The sequence below is a fragment of the Flavilitoribacter nigricans DSM 23189 = NBRC 102662 genome (genome assembly GCF_002646595.1).
GTDB classification, from domain to species: Bacteria; Bacteroidota; Bacteroidia; order Chitinophagales; family Saprospiraceae; genus Flavilitoribacter; species Flavilitoribacter nigricans.
The window spans coordinates 283,172-302,154 of record NZ_PDUD01000010.1 but is presented as its reverse complement, the minus strand read 5'-3'; the positions used below and the strand labels follow the sequence as shown (position 1 = coordinate 302,154).

At 51.6% G+C, this 18,983-nt stretch carries 17 protein-coding genes; 7 read left to right on the top strand and 10 right to left on the bottom strand.

What is annotated here, in order from left to right:
- Window positions 1-337: 337 nt before the first annotated feature.
- The 5 genes from CRP01_RS07370 to CRP01_RS07350 all read right to left on the bottom strand — a co-directional run bounded on the left by CRP01_RS07370 (window position 338) and on the right by CRP01_RS07350 (window position 3,888).
- Complete coding sequence (locus CRP01_RS07370) at window positions 338-1,294, bottom strand: hypothetical protein (RefSeq protein ID WP_099149371.1); 957 nt, start codon at window positions 1,292-1,294, stop codon at window positions 338-340.
- A 31-nt stretch (window positions 1,295-1,325) separates the two neighbouring features.
- The gene (locus tag CRP01_RS07365; RefSeq protein WP_099149370.1) at window positions 1,326-1,787 is read right to left on the bottom strand and encodes a GNAT family N-acetyltransferase; all 462 of its coding nucleotides are present in this window, start codon (window positions 1,785-1,787) and stop codon (window positions 1,326-1,328) included.
- A gap of 89 nt (window positions 1,788-1,876) precedes the next feature.
- A complete protein-coding gene (locus tag CRP01_RS07360; protein WP_099149369.1) occupies window positions 1,877-2,419 on the bottom strand; it encodes an energy transducer TonB in 543 nt (180 codons plus the stop codon).
- A 41-nt stretch (window positions 2,420-2,460) separates the two neighbouring features.
- A complete protein-coding gene (locus CRP01_RS43410; protein ID WP_394337758.1) occupies window positions 2,461-2,784 on the bottom strand; it encodes an energy transducer TonB in 324 nt (107 codons plus the stop codon).
- Window positions 2,785-3,039: 255 nt separating this feature from the next.
- Window positions 3,040-3,888 carry a tetratricopeptide repeat protein gene (locus CRP01_RS07350; RefSeq protein ID WP_099149367.1) on the bottom strand — a complete coding sequence of 283 codons (849 nt, stop codon included), beginning with the start codon at window positions 3,886-3,888 and terminating at the stop codon, window positions 3,040-3,042.
- A 439-nt stretch (window positions 3,889-4,327) separates the two neighbouring features.
- Here CRP01_RS07350 and CRP01_RS07345 point away from each other — a divergent pair, with 439 nt between their 5' ends.
- The 3 genes from CRP01_RS07345 (at window position 4,328) to CRP01_RS07335 (ending at window position 9,891) form a co-directional block, all read left to right on the top strand.
- Window positions 4,328-5,290 carry a hypothetical protein gene (locus tag CRP01_RS07345; RefSeq protein WP_099149366.1) on the top strand — a complete coding sequence of 321 codons (963 nt, stop codon included), beginning with the start codon at window positions 4,328-4,330 and terminating at the stop codon, window positions 5,288-5,290.
- Between the two features lie 240 nt (window positions 5,291-5,530).
- The gene (locus CRP01_RS07340; protein ID WP_099149365.1) at window positions 5,531-9,541 is read left to right on the top strand and encodes an adenylate/guanylate cyclase domain-containing protein; all 4,011 of its coding nucleotides are present in this window, start codon (window positions 5,531-5,533) and stop codon (window positions 9,539-9,541) included.
- A 113-nt stretch (window positions 9,542-9,654) separates the two neighbouring features.
- Complete coding sequence (locus CRP01_RS07335; RefSeq protein WP_099149364.1) at window positions 9,655-9,891, top strand: hypothetical protein; 237 nt, start codon at window positions 9,655-9,657, stop codon at window positions 9,889-9,891.
- Between the two features lie 17 nt (window positions 9,892-9,908).
- Here the strand turns inward: CRP01_RS07335 and CRP01_RS41830 are convergent, their stop codons facing one another.
- Window positions 9,909-10,160: a hypothetical protein gene (locus CRP01_RS41830; RefSeq protein ID WP_143473303.1), complete on the bottom strand. Its 252-nt coding sequence runs from the start codon at window positions 10,158-10,160 to the stop codon at window positions 9,909-9,911.
- A gap of 167 nt (window positions 10,161-10,327) precedes the next feature.
- Between CRP01_RS41830 and lptB the strand changes: the two genes are divergently transcribed.
- Genes lptB through CRP01_RS07320 form a run of 3 tightly spaced genes read left to right on the top strand, consistent with a single transcriptional unit; the run spans window position 10,328 to window position 11,724 of the window.
- Complete coding sequence (lptB, locus tag CRP01_RS07330) at window positions 10,328-11,071, top strand: LPS export ABC transporter ATP-binding protein (protein ID WP_099149383.1); 744 nt, start codon at window positions 10,328-10,330, stop codon at window positions 11,069-11,071.
- Window positions 11,061-11,339 (top strand): hypothetical protein, encoded by a 279-nt coding sequence (locus tag CRP01_RS07325; RefSeq protein WP_099149363.1) that lies wholly within the window; start codon window positions 11,061-11,063, stop codon window positions 11,337-11,339. The genes lptB and CRP01_RS07325 overlap by 11 nt, the downstream gene beginning before the upstream one ends.
- A 4-nt stretch (window positions 11,340-11,343) precedes the next feature.
- Window positions 11,344-11,724, top strand: coding sequence for a hypothetical protein (locus tag CRP01_RS07320; RefSeq protein ID WP_099149362.1), 381 nt, complete (start codon window positions 11,344-11,346; stop codon window positions 11,722-11,724).
- Here CRP01_RS07320 and CRP01_RS07315 read toward each other — a convergent pair.
- A complete protein-coding gene (locus tag CRP01_RS07315) occupies window positions 11,714-12,946 on the bottom strand; it encodes an alanine dehydrogenase (RefSeq protein ID WP_099149361.1) in 1,233 nt (410 codons plus the stop codon). The two genes, CRP01_RS07320 and CRP01_RS07315, sit on opposite strands and share 11 nt — an antisense overlap.
- Before the next feature lie 87 nt (window positions 12,947-13,033).
- Window positions 13,034-13,459, bottom strand: coding sequence for a tRNA (adenosine(37)-N6)-threonylcarbamoyltransferase complex ATPase subunit type 1 TsaE (tsaE, locus tag CRP01_RS07310; RefSeq protein WP_222845670.1), 426 nt, complete (start codon window positions 13,457-13,459; stop codon window positions 13,034-13,036).
- 141 nt (window positions 13,460-13,600) lie between these two features.
- Between tsaE and gyrB the strand changes: the two genes are divergently transcribed.
- Complete coding sequence (gene gyrB / locus CRP01_RS07305; protein WP_099149360.1) at window positions 13,601-15,577, top strand: DNA topoisomerase (ATP-hydrolyzing) subunit B; 1,977 nt, start codon at window positions 13,601-13,603, stop codon at window positions 15,575-15,577.
- 115 nt (window positions 15,578-15,692) lie between these two features.
- Here gyrB and CRP01_RS07300 read toward each other — a convergent pair whose 3' ends face one another.
- Both CRP01_RS07300 and CRP01_RS07295 read right to left on the bottom strand, forming a co-directional pair.
- Entirely contained in the window at window positions 15,693-16,667 is a 975-nt protein-coding gene (locus CRP01_RS07300; RefSeq protein WP_099149359.1) for a polyprenyl synthetase family protein, read from the bottom strand.
- Between the two features lie 181 nt (window positions 16,668-16,848).
- Window positions 16,849-18,738, bottom strand: coding sequence for a purple acid phosphatase family protein (locus CRP01_RS07295; RefSeq protein WP_099149358.1), 1,890 nt, complete (start codon window positions 18,736-18,738; stop codon window positions 16,849-16,851).
- Window positions 18,739-18,983: the final 245 nt, after the last annotated feature.

The following is an 18,983-nucleotide window of genomic DNA, read 5'->3' as shown; positions in this document are numbered from 1 at the left end:
ACATACCGAACGGCTTTTTGAAGCAGGTGACTCATCGGCCTTATCTCGCTCTTCCTACTCTTATTCTAATATTCTTTCACTATTTTGGGTTCAATCGCAATGTACGATGACTCATGTTTCGATCTTTTGCGACATTGACGGTTAAGTACGCAAAGGTTAGTGGATTTGCCGTCGGCAAATTCACTAAAAAGCTTAGCGCCTTTGCGCCTCCGCGGTGAAATTCAGTCATTTCTGGTTTTCGATTTTTAACTATTAATGTTCCTTACTAGATTTTTCCTGAGAAAGGGATACGGGGTAAAACTTGAATTATCGATCCGGTAGCTGGGCCATGCGCTGCTCAACCCAGCAATTCCCGTTTTTGCTCTTCCAGTCGCAGCGATTCCCGCTGGGTGCGTTGCTGTTCCAGCCGGAGCCACTTGACGCTGGTCTCCATTTGATTGCGCAGATGATTGGATAGCGTATGGATCTGATGCAGCTGGATGGGCAAACCACGGTGGTAGGAGAATCCGCGGGTAATTTGCCGGATAAAACCGGAAAGTTCCTGTGCGAGTTGCTGTACCTGCTCTAATCCGGGATTTTGCTGCTCGAGGTTACGGACCTCCGGGAACTGGTAGACTTCCTTGATCTCCTGATCAAATTTCATGAATTCGAGACGTAGTTTCGGCAAGCGCAGACGGGCTTCGTCCACTTCCTCGGCGATCATCCGGAGCCGGTAATCTACTTCCCGCATATTGTTGTTCACCCAGCTATTGGCCCGGTGCAGATTCTGGGAGATCTCTTCGAGTAAGGACTGGGCATTAGCCCCGTGGAGAATGGCCTCTTCGAGTTCCCGATCGATCTGATTCCAGCGGGCCAGATCACTGAGTACCGGTTTTAGTGGGTGATCCGGCTGATGCTGCAGGATGTCTGCTTCCCGGAGTTCGTACAGTTCCCGGATCTGTTTTTTGATGGTCTCTGCCCCTTTTTCTTTTTCCCGGAGTACGTTAATCTCAAAATCCAGCATCTCCAGTTCTTTTTTCGCATCCTGGAAAGCGATCGCCGCCTGTAGATACTCTTCTTTCTCCTTTTCCAGTTGTTCCTGCTTATTGATCACCTTGATGAACAATTCCTTCACACTCCACTTCTCCAGATCCAGCAGGTCCTGGTGTTCCTTGTCCATAGTCCGGCCCAGCTGGTCGGCTTTGGACTGCAGCGCCTTGCGGTTACGCTCCAGTTCCTGCCGGTAGCGCCGCGCCCGTTCGATGCTGTCCTGTTGTGCTTTGAGTGACTGGATCTTGGTTAGTATATCTTCCATTAAGGTGCTTTGCGGGTCCGGTATTATTTGCCTACAACTGTTTTTCCATGACAAAATTATCAAAAATAAGGCCATCCATTTCCACTTTCTGGGGGCGAACTATCCGAAAACCCATTCGTTCGAAAAAAGGACGGGCCGTCAGGCTGACATCTACCCGGATCAGGGATACCTCTCGTTTGCGGGCGAAAGCTTCCAGTTTTTCCACCAGCATGCGGGCGATGCCCTTTCCCTGGTGCAGGTGGGAAACGTACATCATATCCAGATAACCGTCCGGAGTGATGGAACCCATACCCTGCAGTTCGTCCCCATCTTCTACGAGCAGGAAATACTGATCGGTGATCTTACGCAGCCAGCGGGGAGTGTCCTTAACCCGTTCGGACCATACCTTGACCTGTTCCGGTGAGTAGTGCCGGATATTGACGTTCAAAATGGTGTTGCGGAAAAGCTGAGCGATCCGGTCGTAATCGGCAACGGTAGCCTGGCGAATGGTCATTTTTTAGCGGCCAAGATGCGGTAAATTTTGGAAATATGCCAAAACCGGTCCCATCCGGGCCGCCATCGTTCCCATTTGACCGTAGGGGACTACCTTCGGATACTGCCTACCCGGAACGGGATCTTGAGTCGCACCGGGACAATTCTCCCTTCTTTTTTTCCCGGGATGAATCGGGGCAGTAAATAAACGACTCGCCGCATTTCGGCATCAAATTCCGGATTCACACTTCGTACGACTTCGGGTGCCCAAATATCGCCGTCACCGTGGACGACAAAAGAAACCACGCCCTCCATCCCGGCTTTCAGATTAGCGGTTGGGGGGCGAAAATTTTCGGCAATGATCCGGTAGATCTCCCGATCGGAGCACTCCATTTTTTCTTCTTTAATGGAAATGTAGTCACAGGAAGCGAGGTAAGGCATTTCCGGAGCATAATTTACGATCTCATCGGGGATGGGAGGATACCGTAAATTGCACAAGGCCATAAGCGGCAGTGGTTCTGCCGTCTCATCTTCCACCTGAATAACGACCGGCAATTTTATTTCTGCCTGAAATGCCGGCAGCAGATCCACCTGCCAAAACAGTCCAAAAAAAGCGATCAGTATGATCTGGAGCAGAATATTGACTTTTTGCATGGCATTGGTTTTTGTGGGTTAGCATTTATCTGGGGAAGGGATTATTGCTGAGGAAACCGGATTGGGATATTTAATTCCACATCGGCTGGGTGCCTCATAAAGCTGCCAGGGTGAAAGGAAGGAAACAATTCCGCCAACCGGAGGGCCTCCTGGTTGATGGAAGCGGGACCCCCTCTACGGATTCGTGCCTCGCCCCGGCTACCGTCTTTTCGAATGATCAGGGAAACGAATACCACTCCTTCATAATCAGCGGCATCCGGAGGGTACTGCAAATTTTTACGGATGATGTTTTTCAATACGAGATCCGAGCACTGTCTTCGTTCCGACCGGGTTTCGAGCTGATGGCAAACGAGCGCATAGGGCATTTCTTCTATCGGCAGGATACAGGCGGCTTCCGGTGACGGACCGTTTCCAAAGAACGGGGCTGGGGTAACCTCCTTTATGGTAGTCCCGGAAGCCGGCACCCAGTGCTCCTTTTGGCAATTCAGTCCAATTAGACCCCACAGCAGACAAAAACACCAAATCCTTCGCATCTCTCCGATTTAAGTCCTGTAAAAAGAGATGCGGAATTAAGTCGGAATGGTGGGTAACAAGGGAGGGAACGAATGCTCGGAAAAGGCCTAATGGCGCTGCAGGCCACCGTATCCCTGCAAACTTACCACCCGCCAGTTTTCGAGTACGGTCTGCACATCCACCAGTTCGTAGGCGCCGAAGGCGACGATACAGCCGTCGGATCCCGTGTTGGGCAGCATATCGCGACTGAAATACTCGGGATTGGCCTGTTCTTTGGCGGGGATCATCTGTTGGGTACTGTTGGACCAGATCTCAAAACCGAGCCCGTGTTCCAGGCACAATTTTTCCAGGCTTTGCAGGTGGTTTTCGTCCTGCGTGTAGAGGGAACAGGAGAAGGTACGGAAACCGGAGCGTTTGTAGAGCGACAGTTCGTCCATGATGGGCACACGGCGACGACCGATCACATTGTGGCCGATCACTTCCCGGTCGTAGATGATGATATCCCGGTAGCGGCGATCCGAATTGGGGTGGGGAATGTTGATGATCTCACCGCGGGCCGGATCGATCGGCCGGACCCAGAGGATCTCGATCCGTTTCTGATAACGCAGGCGGATACAGACCGGATTGTTAGCTTTAAAATTATCGAGCCCGAATTTATTCCAGACGCTCTTGGCGATCCCCCGTTTTTTCAGGGCTGTTGCCGAGATGCCGAGGGCCCACCAGATGTCCGGCTGGGCGTGGTCCAGAGCCAGGGCTTTTTTACAATAGTAATGAGCGGGCTTCCATTCGGCCCGCGACGTATAGATCGCGCCGAGCCTGGCGTAGGCAGGAGGCCAGTGCTTGTCGAGGCGAATGATCTTCTTAAAAAGTTTGATGGCCAGATAGCTATCCCCAGCCGCCTCGTAAGCCAGCCCGTCCGCGTACAATTGCGTTATTTTCCGGTTGGGTGCATCCATCACAAATGATTTTATCGGCAGACAAATATAACCTAACCAACACTCGGAATCAACTCCTCCTCCGAAAGATTGGAGTAGCTGCGGGATATCCCATCTGCCGGATGGTGACCGGATAGGCTGGGTTTGCCGGCCGGACAAGCACCGGATCCTTTTTAAAAAAGACCGTTTATTTTTTCACCGGGCCGGCGCATTATTTTCAAAATGCAGATGATCGTGGTTTTTTCTGCGGTCCGGAGCCCATTTCCTTCGTCAGATCGGACCAGTGACTGGAATTTTTCGACAAACATGCGTAACTTCTCTGAAAATCAGGGTATGAATTAACAGTGGCGCATCACGCTTGAGCCGGCGGTAGACCCTCGCTACCGATCCATCCGGTTTGCTGAAATCGCTCCACTAAGGTATCGACAACTTTGCAACAAAATCTTAAACTATCCTTATCATGAAAATCAGAATCCTTGTACTCTTGATTGCCGGCTTACTTTCCAGCAACCTGCTCAGTGCCCAGAATGTGGGCAAAAGAATTGAGAACCGCGCCAAACACCGGGCGGAATCCAAGGTAAACAGGGAAGTGGATAAAACGGTGGACAAGGCCCTGGACAATGTATTTGACGGTTTATTTGGCAAGAAGAAGAAAAAGAAAAAGACGGAAGAAACCAAAGAAGGGACCGTGCCGGAAGACGCCCGTGATCACGAAGACAGTGAAGCCTACGAGGATGCGGAGGCCCAGCGTCGTGCGCAGGCAGCCATTGCCGGAATGATGGGCGGAGAAGCCGAAGACTGGGAGCCGGTTAAGAATGATTTTCCGATCAGTTTTGATATGTCGATCAGTACGGAAAAGAAGGGAAAGACCACAACCACCGACGTGGAATATACCTTTGACACCTGGGTGCTGGGCATGAAAATGAAGCAGGAAAACGAAGAAGAGATGCTGATGTTGCTGGACAACGAGAAAGGCACCATGACCACCGTTGTGGAAAAAGACGGTAAGCGTCAGGGGTATCGGATGAATCGCGGTATGTTCGGCACTCCGGATATGGATGAAGTCATGGAGGACGTCAAGATCACCCCTACCGGCAATACCAAAATGATCGACGGTTATTTCTGCCGGGAATACCTCATTGAATCCGAAGCAGGCACGACCACCAACGCCTGGCTGACCAAAGAAGTACAGGCGGATATGAACCAGCTCTATTCCGGCTTCATCAGCGCCGGGAAAGGTAAAAAGCAGGACAATTCCATGATGATCTACCAAAATTACGGCGTGCTCATCGAAGCGACCACGGTAGACGAGGATCGTCAGGAAACTTCCCATATCAAGGTAAGCAATATCAAGACCGGAGACCAGATCAATCGCGGCATTCTGGATGTAAGCGACGTGGAGATCATGGGCATTGGAAACTAAGGATCAACCCCCGCGGTGATCCCGTTTTTGGGTCACCCTTCTCAAAAAAACTCATTGCTTTTTCAATATAATCCCAGTTTTTTACGATTATGAAAGGTATAGTTGCAAGAAACTATACCTTTCTGTTTTGAAACCAAGCCAAATTTGTTTTATAATTTAGGCAATTACTGTCCATTGATTACAAAACCTATCGTAGTTTTGGCCTTGGTTTACTTTCAAGCGTAGGATTTAAAAGAAGCAGTGAAGCACTTAATACCACATTTCATACAGGAGAAATTTGCCGCGGGCGAAAGGCGGGGGAGTATAGAGGCGTATACGATGTTTATCGATCTTTCGGGCTTCACGCCGCTTACCCAGTCCCTGATGCGTGAAGAAAGTACCGGTGCGGAACAGCTTTCACTCATCCTCAACGATATCTTCGAGCCGCTGATCAATCTCGTCTACGTACGCGGTGGTTTCATTCCCTATTTTGCGGGAGACGCCTTCACGGCCATTTTCCCGGTATCCGACACGGGTATCCGGGCCCAGGATGTGGTGCAAACGGCCATTCGGGCCCGCAGTCTTTTTAGTGAACGCGAATACCAGTTCAGCGACTTTACCATTGGCATCAAGATCGGTCTTTCCTACGGAGAAGTAGAATGGGGCGTGGTTGGCGCCAAGCACAAGGCCTATTATTTCCGGGGTTCGGCCATCGATAATTGTGCCATTTCCCAGATCAAAGCCAAAGACCAGGACATCGTTCTGGACAATACCATTTACGCCCTGCTCGGGGATCACACTTTCGGTCTGGAGCCGGTGGATCTGGCTTTTTATCGCTTGTTGGGCGGCAAGCCGGCCAGTCTGGAACCCATCCCGAAGGCTGAGTATCCCGCTCCCAAACCGGAGGTGGTCGCCCACTTCCTGCCCAAAGCCGTACGCGAGGTACAGACGGAGGGAGAATTCCGGACGGTCGTATCGGTATTCATCTCTTTTCAGGGTATAGATACCCACGAACTGATGGATCGATTTGCCAGTCTGATCCTGGACCAGATCAATAATTTCTCCGGCTATTTTAAGGAGATCGATTTCGGGGATAAAGGTGCGGTGATGGTTGGCTTTTTCGGAGCACCCATTACCTTCGAAAACACGACCGAACGGGCGCTGGAGTTTATCAGTGCGGTGCGGGAAGAAGTGCGTAAACAAAATGATGTTACGCTGCAGTCTTTCCGGGTTGGGATCACCTTCGGTACCGCCTATACCGGTTTTGTGGGCGGAGAGCAACGCTGCCAGTACGCAGCGGTCGGCAACCACGTCAATCTGGCGGCCCGGCTCATGACCTACGCCGACTGGGGCGAGATCCTCGTGGATGACGACCTCCGGCGCAATCAGTCTTTCAAATTCCTCCATAAAGGAGATATCAAATACAAGGGGATCGAAGGAAATATCCCCACTTTCAAACTGATCGGGAAGGATTTTGAGAATCAGAAATCCTACATCGGTAAAATGATCGCCCGGGAAGAGGAATTAGAAAACACCCTCGATTTTGCCCGGGAGGTCTTTGCAGAAGGCAAAGGGGGCGTATTGTCCATTTTCGGGGAAGCCGGTATCGGCAAAAGCCGCTTGTCCTTTGAGATCCGGCACAAGTTGCAGGACATCACCGATTTTCAGTGGCTGGCCTGCCAGGCGGATCAGATCCTGCGCAAACCGTTCAATGCTTTTCTCTATTTCCTGAAGAATTACTTCGCGCAGTCTTCCGAAGAACCGATTGAATACAATCGCTTCAATTTTGAAAGCCGCCTGCGTTTGCTGGAAGGCCACCTGGAAGATCTGGGTACCGAAGAAGCCCTCCGGATCCGCAATGAACTGGAGCGTACCCGTACCGTTCTGGCCGCGCTGACCGGCGTGCATTATACCAACTCCCTCTGGGATCTGCTGGATGCCAAGGGGCGTTATCAGAATACGATCGCTGCGGTCACGAACCTCTTCCTGGCCGAATCCCTGCTCCAGCCCCTGGTGGTGGAAATTGAGGATGGCCACTGGCTGGACGACAGCTCTCTGGAATTGCTGCAGGAACTGATGCGGAAGAGCATCAACCGCCCCATTCTGATCATGATCACTTCCCGTTACCGGGACGAAGGCGAAAAGCCGGAATTCATCAGTAACTCACTGATGAATTCTCCCCTGAAGCGGATGGAGGTCAACCTGAATCTGCTTAGCCCGGAGGCCGTGCGTGCTTTCGCCGAACTAAAACTCGGCGGGCCGGTCAGTGCTTCGTTTTACGAATTGCTGCTGCGCACCACCAATAGCAATCCTTTCTATCTGGAACAGGTGCTGGAGTACTTCTCTGAAAGTGAACTTTTACTGGAAGAGGACGGCGCCTGGACGATCGAAGATACCAATGTCAAGCTTTCGAATTCCATCAACGCCATCCTGACGGCCCGCATCGATCGCCTGTCCAAACTGGTGAAAGAGACAGTTAAGGCTGCCGCCGTGATCGGACGCGAATTTGAGATACCCATCCTGAGTGAGGTGATGAAAGCCCAGGATGATTTCAATCACGACAACCCGATCGCTCTGCTGCACGAGCAGGTGAAAACCGCCGAAAAAGGACAGATCTGGCTGGCGATGAACGAATTGCGTTACATCTTCCGCCATTCCCTGCTCCGGGAAGCGGTATACAGTATGCAACTGCGTACCCGCCTGCAACAACTGCACCAGTTGATCGCGGAAGCGATCGAACGCCTTTACAAAGACAATCTGGAAGAGCGCTACGTCGATCTGGCGTTCCACTACGAACAGGCGGATGATTTTGATAAGACCTGTGAATATTTGCGGAAGGCGGCTGACTACGCCCGCCGGAATTTCCAGAACCAGCAGGCGCTCGAATACTACGAGAAATTGCTGAAAAAGCTGGGCCGCCAGCCGGACCGGGTGGATGAGATCTCTACCTATCTGAAAAAGGGCAAGGTCCTGGAACTCATCGGCAAATGGGAGGCCTGCCAGCAGGCCTACGAGATCGCATTGCAACTGGCCAAAAAGTCGAGAGACGTGTTGCTGCTCGGCCAGGCCAACAACAGTCTCGGTCGCCTGCTGATGCTGCGGGGTGATTACCAGAAGGCCAGCAATTATCTGCAGATCGCCGCCGGTCTTTCCGAATCCATTGAAGACCGCATCGGGATGGCCCGTGCCTACGGTGATATGGGGAACCTCAATTTCCGGCAGGGCAAATACAACGAGGCCCGCTCGTATTTTGAGCAGAGTATTGACCTCGGATATACGGAGACCAGCATGGCCAGCAGTGCCAATATTGTGGCCAATCTGGGACTTACGCACATGAATCAGGGCAATTTCGACCGGGGTATCGAGGTAATGAAAAAACAGCTCGCAGTGGCCCAGCGCGGCAACGATAAGCAGGGCATGGCTACTTTATACACCAATCTGGGCATCGTCTTTTTTGAAAAGGGCGACTACGGGAATGCCCTTTCCGCCTACCGGAAAGGTCTGGACCTGAGCCAGGAACTGGGTAATAAACTGCTTACTTCCATTGCGATTGGTTGTATCGGCAGCGTTTACGAGCGGCAGGGCGATTACGACCGGGCTATGGAACATTTCGATCAGGATCTCAAGATCTGCGAAGAACTGGGAGACAAGCAGGGTATCGCTATTGCTCTGGGACTCATCGGTGAACTGCACAGCATCAAGGGAAATTTTCACAAAGCCATCGAGTACCTGCAGAAGAACCTGATGCTTTGTGAAGAACTGGGCTATAAAAAAGGGATCGCCAAAGCGGTGAATACCCTCGGCGACGTATTTTTCTATACGCAACAGTACGAGCGTTCGCTGCACTTCTACAACCGGGCCATCGACATTGCCCGCTCCATCAATAACCGGCTCGTGCTGGGCGCCAGCCTGGTGGAAAAAGGAGCGGTACTGATCGAAATGAAGGATGAGCAGGAACTGGAACGGGTACGGAAAGAGGCGCTGCGGATCGCGCTGGATCTGGGGAATCCCGATCTGCTGTTCGACGCCGAACTGCTGGATGCGCGGGTGACCTTCCTCAAGGGGAATACCGCCGAGGCCATCGCTATCCTGAATAAATTATTGCGGGGAGAATTTGACCCGGATCAGAGCGCCAATGCCTATTTCGAAAGATACCGCATCGACCCGACGGATGAGGAAGCGCGCAAGAAAGCCCTCGATCTGTACCGGAAATTGTACCGCTCTACCCCCAAATTTATCTTCCGTCACCGGATTGAAATGCTGGAATCATAAGCGCCGGCGGGCTACCTAAAAAAAATAATCCTAATAAACAATAACCCCCGGTAAATTTCTGTTCTATAGTTGATTTTTTTGCAGAACACATTTATTCATACAAAACACCCTATATGCAGCAAAAATTTACTCCTAATCATTTGATCCAGTACCTTTACCAAGAAACTAATCTTTGCGACACCCTTGCTATTGAAGAGACCCTTGATGAGGATGTATCTCTGCGCGAGGAGTTTGAATCGCTTTCTGAAGCTTACCGGCAACTGCCTAAGGTAAAATTCAGCCCTTCTGATCAGGCTATCCGTAACATTCTGCGTTACAGCGAACACACGGCCCTGACAGAACAGGCGTAAGGTAAAGCGTACTGCACCTAAAAGCCCTTAACGATCTGATCGTTAAGGGCTTTTTCATTGGACCAGGACGAAAGGTAAACTACCGGACAAAACGAAAAAATGCGGGTAAAGACCAGGAGAATGGAAGACAAGGTGAAGGAGAGCAACGCAATGCCCTCTCCCTTTCTCCAGGTCCCCTGGTCACCTACTCTTTTCCGTTTTGTCCAGTAGTGTAGGCAAAAGGGGCAAAACGATGATTTTCCCACATTCTCCGGTCGGTCCCCGGGCATACAAACCTTTTCCAGTCGTTTGCCGGTTGCACCACCAGCTGAATTTCTTAATTTTGGAGTTGATTTAAACAGCTTTAGTCAACAAAGCGTTAATGAGGAAGCCAGACTTTCACCAATAGCGATAAATGGAGACTTTTGTACAAAAAGACAATATGGACGGAGATAGCATGATCCTGCGCAGTGAGGGTTTGAGGAAGTTCTACGGTCGCCGGGAAGTAGTGAAGGGCGTCTCAATTGAGGTGAACCAGGGTGAGATCGTGGGGCTGCTCGGTCCGAACGGAGCGGGTAAGACCACCACTTTTTACATGACGGTGGGTTTTATCAAACCGAATGGCGGAGCGGTGTACCTCAACGATCAGGTAATCACGGACCTGCCGATGTACAAGAGGGCCCAACTGGGGATCGGTTATCTGCCGCAGGAACCCTCCGTATTCCGCAAGCTCAGCGTGGAGGACAACATTAAGGCCGTACTGGAAATGATCAACATCAGTAAGGAGGAGCAGGAACGGCGGCTGGAAAACCTGATCGACGAGTTTGGTCTGGAAAAAGTCCGGAAAAGCCGTGGGGATACACTTTCCGGAGGGGAGCGCCGCCGGACCGAGATCGCCCGGGCGCTGGCTACCAATCCGCGTTTTATCCTCCTGGATGAACCTTTTGCTGGGATCGACCCCATCGCCGTGGAGGATATTCAGTACATCGTAGCCAAACTGAAAACGAAACATATCGGCATTCTGATCACGGACCACAACGTGCAGGAGACGCTCTCCATCACGGATCGTGCTTACCTGATGTTCGAAGGCAGTATTCTGAAAGCCGGAACGGCGGAAGAACTGGCCGCCGATGAAATGGTGCGCAAAGTGTATCTGGGTAAAAACTTTGAATTGCGTAAAAAGGTACTCGATGTCGACTAAATCCAGCCTGATACTTTTTCTGATACTGGCGTTGTCCCTGGGAAGCTGTAAAAAGCAGGATGAGATCCGGATCAAACTGACCTCCCGCGAACGGGCCCTCATCGATACCATGTACCTGGAAAGGGTACAGGAATTGCGCCCGATGTGGGATAGCATCTGTCTGGCTACCCACGACAGCCTGCTGGAGATCGCCCTGGATTCCATCATCCGGGTGCGCCGCCTGGAAGAGGCGAAACTGCGCTCCCGACTCACGCTCCCCGAAAAATGATCGTATGTATCTGAGATCAAAAATCACTCCAATACTTCAGAATACCCGCATATATCCGGTAGGTCTGGCGCTGGTCATAGTGACCGCCCTGGTGGCCTGCGGGGACGGTCCGGATGAAAACCAGGTGGCCGTGGAGGCTTTTCTGAAACAACAGGTAGAAGAAAGGATCCTTACCTACCGGCAGATTCTGACCCAGCAGTGCCGGGATAATGTACTGGAAGAAGCGGGAAAGATCGCTGATTCTATTTTGATCGCCGAGGCCCGCCTGCAGCGCGACAGTATGAATAAACCGCCGAAACCGCTCAAACCGGATAGGCCGGAACTCAAAAAGCTGAAGGATTCCCTGAAGCTGGATCCACTCTTTCGCGATACGATCACAAACTAGAAGTAATCAACAGATCCAGGTCGGTAGACTTGATTTCGAATCGACGTCCGAGGTATTCGTTCGTGAGGCAACCCTTGTAGGTGTAAATACCGTGACGCAGCCCCAGATTGGAGAAGAAAAGTGTTTCGATACTTCCCGTAGAACCCGCCTTCAGCAGGATGGGCGTCAGAATATTACTCACAGCAATCGATGCAGTACGGGCCACTTTGGACGCGATATTGGGTACGCAATAGTGGATCACTTCGTGTTTGGTAAAAGTGGGCTTGCTGAGCGTAGTAACGCGGGAAGTGGCAAAGCAGCCACCCTGATCGATACTCACATCCACGATAACCGATCCGCTTTTCATTTTGGAAACCATTTCCTCGGAAACGATAACCGGCGTACGCCCGTCTTCGGAATGGATGGCCCCGATGGCCACTTCGGCGTTGACCAGCTCCCGTTCGAGATAGACGGGATTGAAAGCCGATGTATACAGCGGTCGGCCTACCTGATTCTGGATGCGTTTGAGCTTGTAGATGTTGTCGTCAAAGATGCGGACTTCCGCTCCGAGGCCCAGTGCGGCCCGCGTAGCGTATTCGGCAACGATGCCCGCACCCAGGATCACCACTTTGGAGCTGGGTACGCCGGAAATTCCGCCGAGCAGAACGCCTTTACCACCACCGGTGGTACTGAGTAATTCGGCAGCGGTGAGCATGGCGTTCAGGCCCGCCATTTCGCTCATAATGCGCACTACCGGGAAGGTATCGGATTCATCGTCCTTGATGTATTCCATCGCGAGGGCGATCACCCGTTTTTGGCGGAGTTTGAGAATGTATTCGGCGGAGATGATCGGCAGCTGAAGCGGGGAGATCAGGATCTGGTTCGGTTGCATCAGATCGATCTCTTTCAGTGTGGGCGGAGCTACCTTGAGAATGACGTGGGCTTTGTAGACCTGTTCCTGGCTGTAGGCGATCTCCGCGCCGACCTCGGAATAATCGTGGTCGGAAAAGTGGGATTTTTCTCCGGCTCCGGTCTCGATCATGACGCGATGGCCGTGGCCGATCAGCGTAGCTACGGAAGAAGGCACCAGGGCTACCCGGTTCTCCTGCAGGGTCAGTTCCTTCGGAATGCCGATGAACAGCTTGCTCGACTTGTGCTTCACCGGTAGCATCTCCGTTTGCGTGCTGTACTTGCTCTCGGTAAATATCTTGGGAATAGGTATTTTCTTCTCCTGTTCACTCATAGCTTCAAAGCGGTATTAAATCCAGCCACCGAACACGGGAATCATAGTCATTCCTGGAATTCTTTTGAGTCCCGCATCGAGTGTAACTCACAAAATTAACATTTTTCGAGTGGAATCATTGACGATCTGAAGATTTATCCATACAGTATCTTCCGGCAGGATCTCTTCGACGATCTCCGGCCATTCGATCAGGCAGTAGTGATCATCGTATAAATACTCCTCGATACCGAAGTCCAATGCTTCCTCCATTCGTTTGAGACGATACAGGTCCATGTGATAGATGTACTGTATCCGGCCCCGTTCGTCCCGGTACGAATATTCATTAACCAGTGAAAAGGTCGGACTGGTTACCTGCTCCCGCACGCCGAAATGATGGCAGAAGGACTGGATAAACGTGGTTTTGCCGGCTCCGATCTCGCCCCGGAAGGCCAGTATCCGTTTATCACCCAGGTATTGCAGCAATTGCTGCACGCCTTTATCTAGCTCGTCAAGGCTCGAAATCACTATTTCCACAGGTCAGTTTTTTACCGTAATTATAAAACACCATTTTGGGGTCATTTAGTTGTTTCTTAACCAAATAATTTAAGATTTTAATAAGGCTTTCAGAGGGCATTTGCCTACCAATTAGCGGGATAAATTTCGTATCTTTGCACTATGGATACAACAAGAGAAAAAGTTCCAACTCAAACAGCTAAAAACGACTATGGTGCCAATAATATTCAGGCACTTGAAGGACTGGAAGCAGTAAGAAAACGCCCGGGCATGTATATCGGTAGTACCGATAGCAAGGGCTTGCATCACCTGGTTTGGGAGGTGGTCGACAACTCGATCGATGAGCATCTTGCCGGGCATTGCAGCAAGATCATCGTGATCATCCATCCGGATAATTCCATAAGTGTACAGGACGACGGCCGGGGTATTCCTACGGGCATGCACAAGAAGCTGCAAAAATCAGCTCTGGAAGTGGTAATGACCGTACTGCACGCCGGTGGTAAGTTCGATAAAGATACCTACAAGGTTTCCGGTGGTCTGCACGGGGTAGGGGTATCCTGTGTAAACGCACTGTCTTCCCACCTGCGTGCCGAAGTGCACCGCGAGGGCCAGATATTCGTACAGGAATACGCTATCGGTAAGCCACTGGCTGACGTGAAAGTGATCGGAGAAGCCGATGATACCGGAACGAAGGTGACCTTCAAACCGGACGCAGATATCTTCGAGACGCTGGAATACAAGTTCGAGACCCTGGCTCATCGCCTGCGCGAACTGGCTTACCTGAACCGCGGTCTGCAGCTGGAGCTGATCGACGAGCGGGTAAAGGAAGATGACGGTTCTTTCAAAAAAGCGTCCTTCTACTCCGAAGGTGGTCTGAGAGAATTTGTCGAGTACCTCGATGAAGGTAAACAGGGCCTGATCGATAAGCCGATCCACGTCGAAGGCGAGGAAGACAACGTAGAAGTTGAAGTAGCGCTTCACTATAATACGTCCTTTAAGGAGAATATTTACTCCTTCGTTAACAATATCAATACGCGCGAGGGCGGTACCCACGTACAGGGCTTCCGCCGGGCGGTTAACCGGGTGTTCTCCAAATATGCCGAAGACAACGGCATGTTCAAGAAACTGAAATTTAAAGTTTCCGGTGAAGACTTCCGGGAAGGCCTGACGGCGATCGTTTCGGTCAAAGTGCCCGAACCGCAGTTTAAAGGTCAGACCAAAGGCGAACTCGGTAACTCGGAAGTGAACGGTATCGTTTCCCGGACGGTTGGGGAGATCCTCGGCCACTACCTGGAAGAGAACCCGACGGCTGCCCGTAAGATCATCGATAAGGTGATCCTGGCGGCTACGGCCCGCCACGCTGCCCGCAAGGCCCGCGAAATGGTACAGCGCAAAAACGTGCTGACCGGTGGTGGCCTGCCGGGTAAACTGGCTGATTGTTCGTCCAAGGATCCCGGCGCCAGTGAGATCTTCCTCGTGGAGGGTGATTCGGCCGGTGGTACCGCCAAGCAGGGTCGCGACCGGACCTTCCAGGCTATCCTGCCGCTGCGCGGTAAGATCCTGAACGTAGAGAAAGCGCTGGAGCACAAGATCTACGATAACGAGGAGATCAAGAATATCTTTACCGCCCTCGGGGTGCGGATCGAAGAAGCGGAAGACGGCGACCGGAAGCTCAACCTGGAAAAACTGCGTTACCACAAGATCATCATCATGTGTGATGCCGACGTCGATGGTAGTCACATTACTACGCTGATCCTGACTTTCTTCTTCCGGTACATGCACGAACTGGTCGAGCAGGGCTATATCTACATTGCAGCCCCGCCGCTGTACATGGTGAAAAAGGGTAAGCAATTCCGGTACTGCTGGACCGAAGAAGAGCGGAAAGCGGCCATTGCCGCCTACTCCAAAGGAGAGAACGATACTTCCGTGAAGATCCAGCGATACAAAGGTTTGGGTGAGATGAACGCCGAACAGTTGTGGGAAACGACCATGGACCCCGAATCGCGTATTCTGAACCGCGTAACCATTGACGATGCAAAAGAAGCTGATCGCATTTTCTCCATGCTGATGGGGGATGAAGTACCGCCGCGGCGTGCCTTCATCGAAGCTAACGCTAAATATGCGAAAGTAGATGTATAAAAGACCGGCCGGATAGCCCCGTAGCGGGATAGCCGGCGGATAAATAAAAAGCGCCACGTGAGGACATCCTCCGTGGCGCTTCTGTTTTTTAGGGATATAGATAGCAAAGGGTTGTTTATTTTTCCCGGTCCGTGACGAATATTACCAGGTCTTCCAGGGATTGGCGGACTTCCGATTCCGGGAATTCGTGCAGCAGTTCAAAAGCTTCACTTCGGAAGCGCAGCATGGCTTTCTGGGCGTATTCGAGCCCGCCGCTATTGCGGACGAAATCGATAACTTCCCGTACTTTTTCCTGGTCCTCGTTGTGCCGCCGGATCATATTGATGATCTTCCTCCGCTGGCTTTTCTCCGCCTGGTTGAGGGCGTAGATCAGCGGTAGGGTCATTTTCTTTTCCTTGATGTCGATCCCCAGCGGTTTGCCCACATCATCGGTGCCGAAGTCAAAAAGATCATCGCGGATCTGAAAAGCGATCCCGATCTTTTCCCCGAAGATCCGCATCCGTTGGATGAGCGCTTCTTCATTGGTGGTAGATGCCGCTCCGGCCGCGCAGGCGGAAGAGATCAGAGAGGCGGTCTTCTGGCGAATGATCTCGTAGTAGACCGCTTCGTCAATATCCAGTCGCCGGGCTTTTTCCAGTTGTAACAGTTCGCCTTCGATCATGGCTTTGACCGCTTCGGTCAGTATCTCCAGGAGGTGGAATTGTTTATTTTTTAGGGAGACCAAAAGTCCCTGGGATAAGAGGTAATCCCCGACCAGTACGGCGATCTTATTTTTCCAAAGTGCATTGATCGAAAAGAAACCCCGCCGCTCGAAGGAATCGTCCACCACATCGTCGTGGACCAGGGATGCCGTGTGGAGCAATTCTACCAGGGAAGCGGCCGTGTAAGTGGCTTCGCCTACTGCTCCGCAGAGTTTGGCGGAGAGAAAAACGAACATCGGCCGCACCTGTTTCCCTTTCCGGCGAACGATGTAATACGTGATCCGGTCCAACAGGGGTACAGGGCTGCGCATGGCCTCACGAAAATGCTCTTCAAAAGCCTGTAGTTCTTCCGCGATCGGTTCCTGGATACTCTGCAGGGAATTTCCCATACCTCTTAGTTTAAGCTGTTCAGCTGGGCCTGTCCGCCGGTTTTAGTTCAATAAGTGATAATGAATACGATTGAGAACGAGGAAAGTTCGTTCTATTCGGGCGAATAGCTGTATTTCGGAGGCCAAAGCTACAAAACTTAAACTAATACTCCGGCGAAGTTGCCTGCGGCAAGCAAGTGGATTACCGGACGACCCTAAACCTGCGGATGACTTTTCCTTCTCCTTTTACCACCAGCAGGTATTGTCCACGGGGTACCCGGCTGATATCGATGGTTTGGCTGGCCGCACCCGTCGATTGACCGGGAAAATTGAGGCGGGATACCTCCCGGAGCTCAGGGGTCATTAGGATAACTTCTACCGCACCGGGCCGTTGCAGGTTGTAAGCAACTTTCACCGTCCCCTTATCACTGATGTTGAGGGGGATGATCGGGGGCAGACCGGAAGCATCCGTGCTGTTGCCCGCCGGCGGAGCGGCAGCTGTACTGATCTGTATTTTGGGTTCCTGCCACTGGCGGCCGCCTTGTTTATCTTCGTAGGAAAGCCGGTATTTCAGATCCTTCAGCTTGTACCTACGGGCTACGTTCAGATCCGGGCAATGATAAGTGGCCGTTCCGGTCTTTTTAGCCCGGTAATCGGCAATGGTGGTGAACTTACTACCGCCGTCAACGGACCGCTGTACCTCGTAGTTCATGCCCAGTGCATCGTTGCTGACCGTCCAGCTGATGATAATATCGTCGCCGTTCTGTTTGGCGGTACAATCGAGGATCTCCATGGGCGGCCCGGCGATCATCGGCGGTTCGGGCTCGGAGGTCGCCACGTTATCGTTGACGATGGTCACGACCGATCCGTTACTGGGATTCCAGAGGGAAAGCCCACGCGGCATGTCGAAAACATTATTGACATCGGTATCTTCCACGCCGCTGGAACCGTCAATGATGACGGTGCGAACTTCGATCTTCCGGCGATCGACAAAGATCCATTTGAATTGATTGAAACTACCGCTGTTGCGGGTCCAGGATTTATCATCGTTGTTGGAACGTAGCGGCGCTCCCCAGCATCCTTCACCGACGTAAACGGTGCCGTCTACATCGTCGCGAATAAAACCCATCTGACTACCCGGCGCCCGCGAAGGCTTGATGGGATAGGTCCATTTCACCACATGGGCATCGGATTCAACTACCAGCCGGAGTTTATATTTATTGAAAAGGGTAGACCAGTTCAGGAGCAGCTCGTCCCGTTCGGGTTTGCTACGGGTATGGGGGCGGATGGTATGGTGGTACTGAGCCATTCTCCAACTGACACTTTGGTTGGCGGCCAGGTCCTTCTCGAGCCAGGTTCGTTGGTCTCCTCCCGATGGGATCAGGGTATTGAGGGTGTAGATGCGCACCAGGTTGCCGCCGAAAGTCAATGCGTAGTACAAGCTCGGTTTTGCGACATCGAAGATCTCTACCAAAGAAGTATTGGAAGCTTCGTGGTTGCCCCGGGCCACTACGATCGGTGTCAGCCGGCCGTCACTGGTAATAGTATGTTGCCAGTCGTCCAGCCACTCCACCCACTCGGTCGGCGTATCACCGGCCGTCATATCTCCACCGAACATCACAAAATGCGGCCGCAGCTTACCGACAATGCGGTTGCCGGAAATGCGGGCTTTCCGGTGATTACGCGAATCGCCTCCGGCAATTATGGAAAGTTTTAAATTAGGATTATCCGGAGTGGTACGGAAAGACATGCGCTTGCTTACGCCTTCCGTATCCTGGATCACGAAGTAATAAGTCGTATTGGGATTGAGGTGAGTAAGGCGGGCGAAGTGATTATTCATGCCCTTGGCGGATACCTTAGCTGCCGGTTTGGCCGAGTAGCGGTAAGAACGGGCGTCCGTACCGTGATCCACCACATCGTATTTTATTTCGGCATTATAACCCGATACCTGATCCCATCCGATGACCATGGTAGTGGATGGCTCTTCCCGCCACATACAGCGATAACGCGCTGTTTTGGACCACAGGCTTAACTGCAGCAGAAACAAAAAGAAGATTATCCAGCCCGATCTTAGAATTTGTCGTCTATGCATTATTAATCTTAAAATAAAAATAGGTTCAGTTCCGCAAAGTTATGAAAGTAGCGAAGGGGGATCATTAAGTCGTAAGTCATTAACGGATTATAAACCTACGGATAGTATAAATGCCGTATATATTTTACCAAATCCGGCAGAGGTTTAAGTTTTACTGCCAATATGTTAAAGAAATTATGTCTGCGGCGAAGTGGTTTAGTCCTGGCGTATTGTGACCGTCAGAATTTCCAAACGGCTTCGCGTCC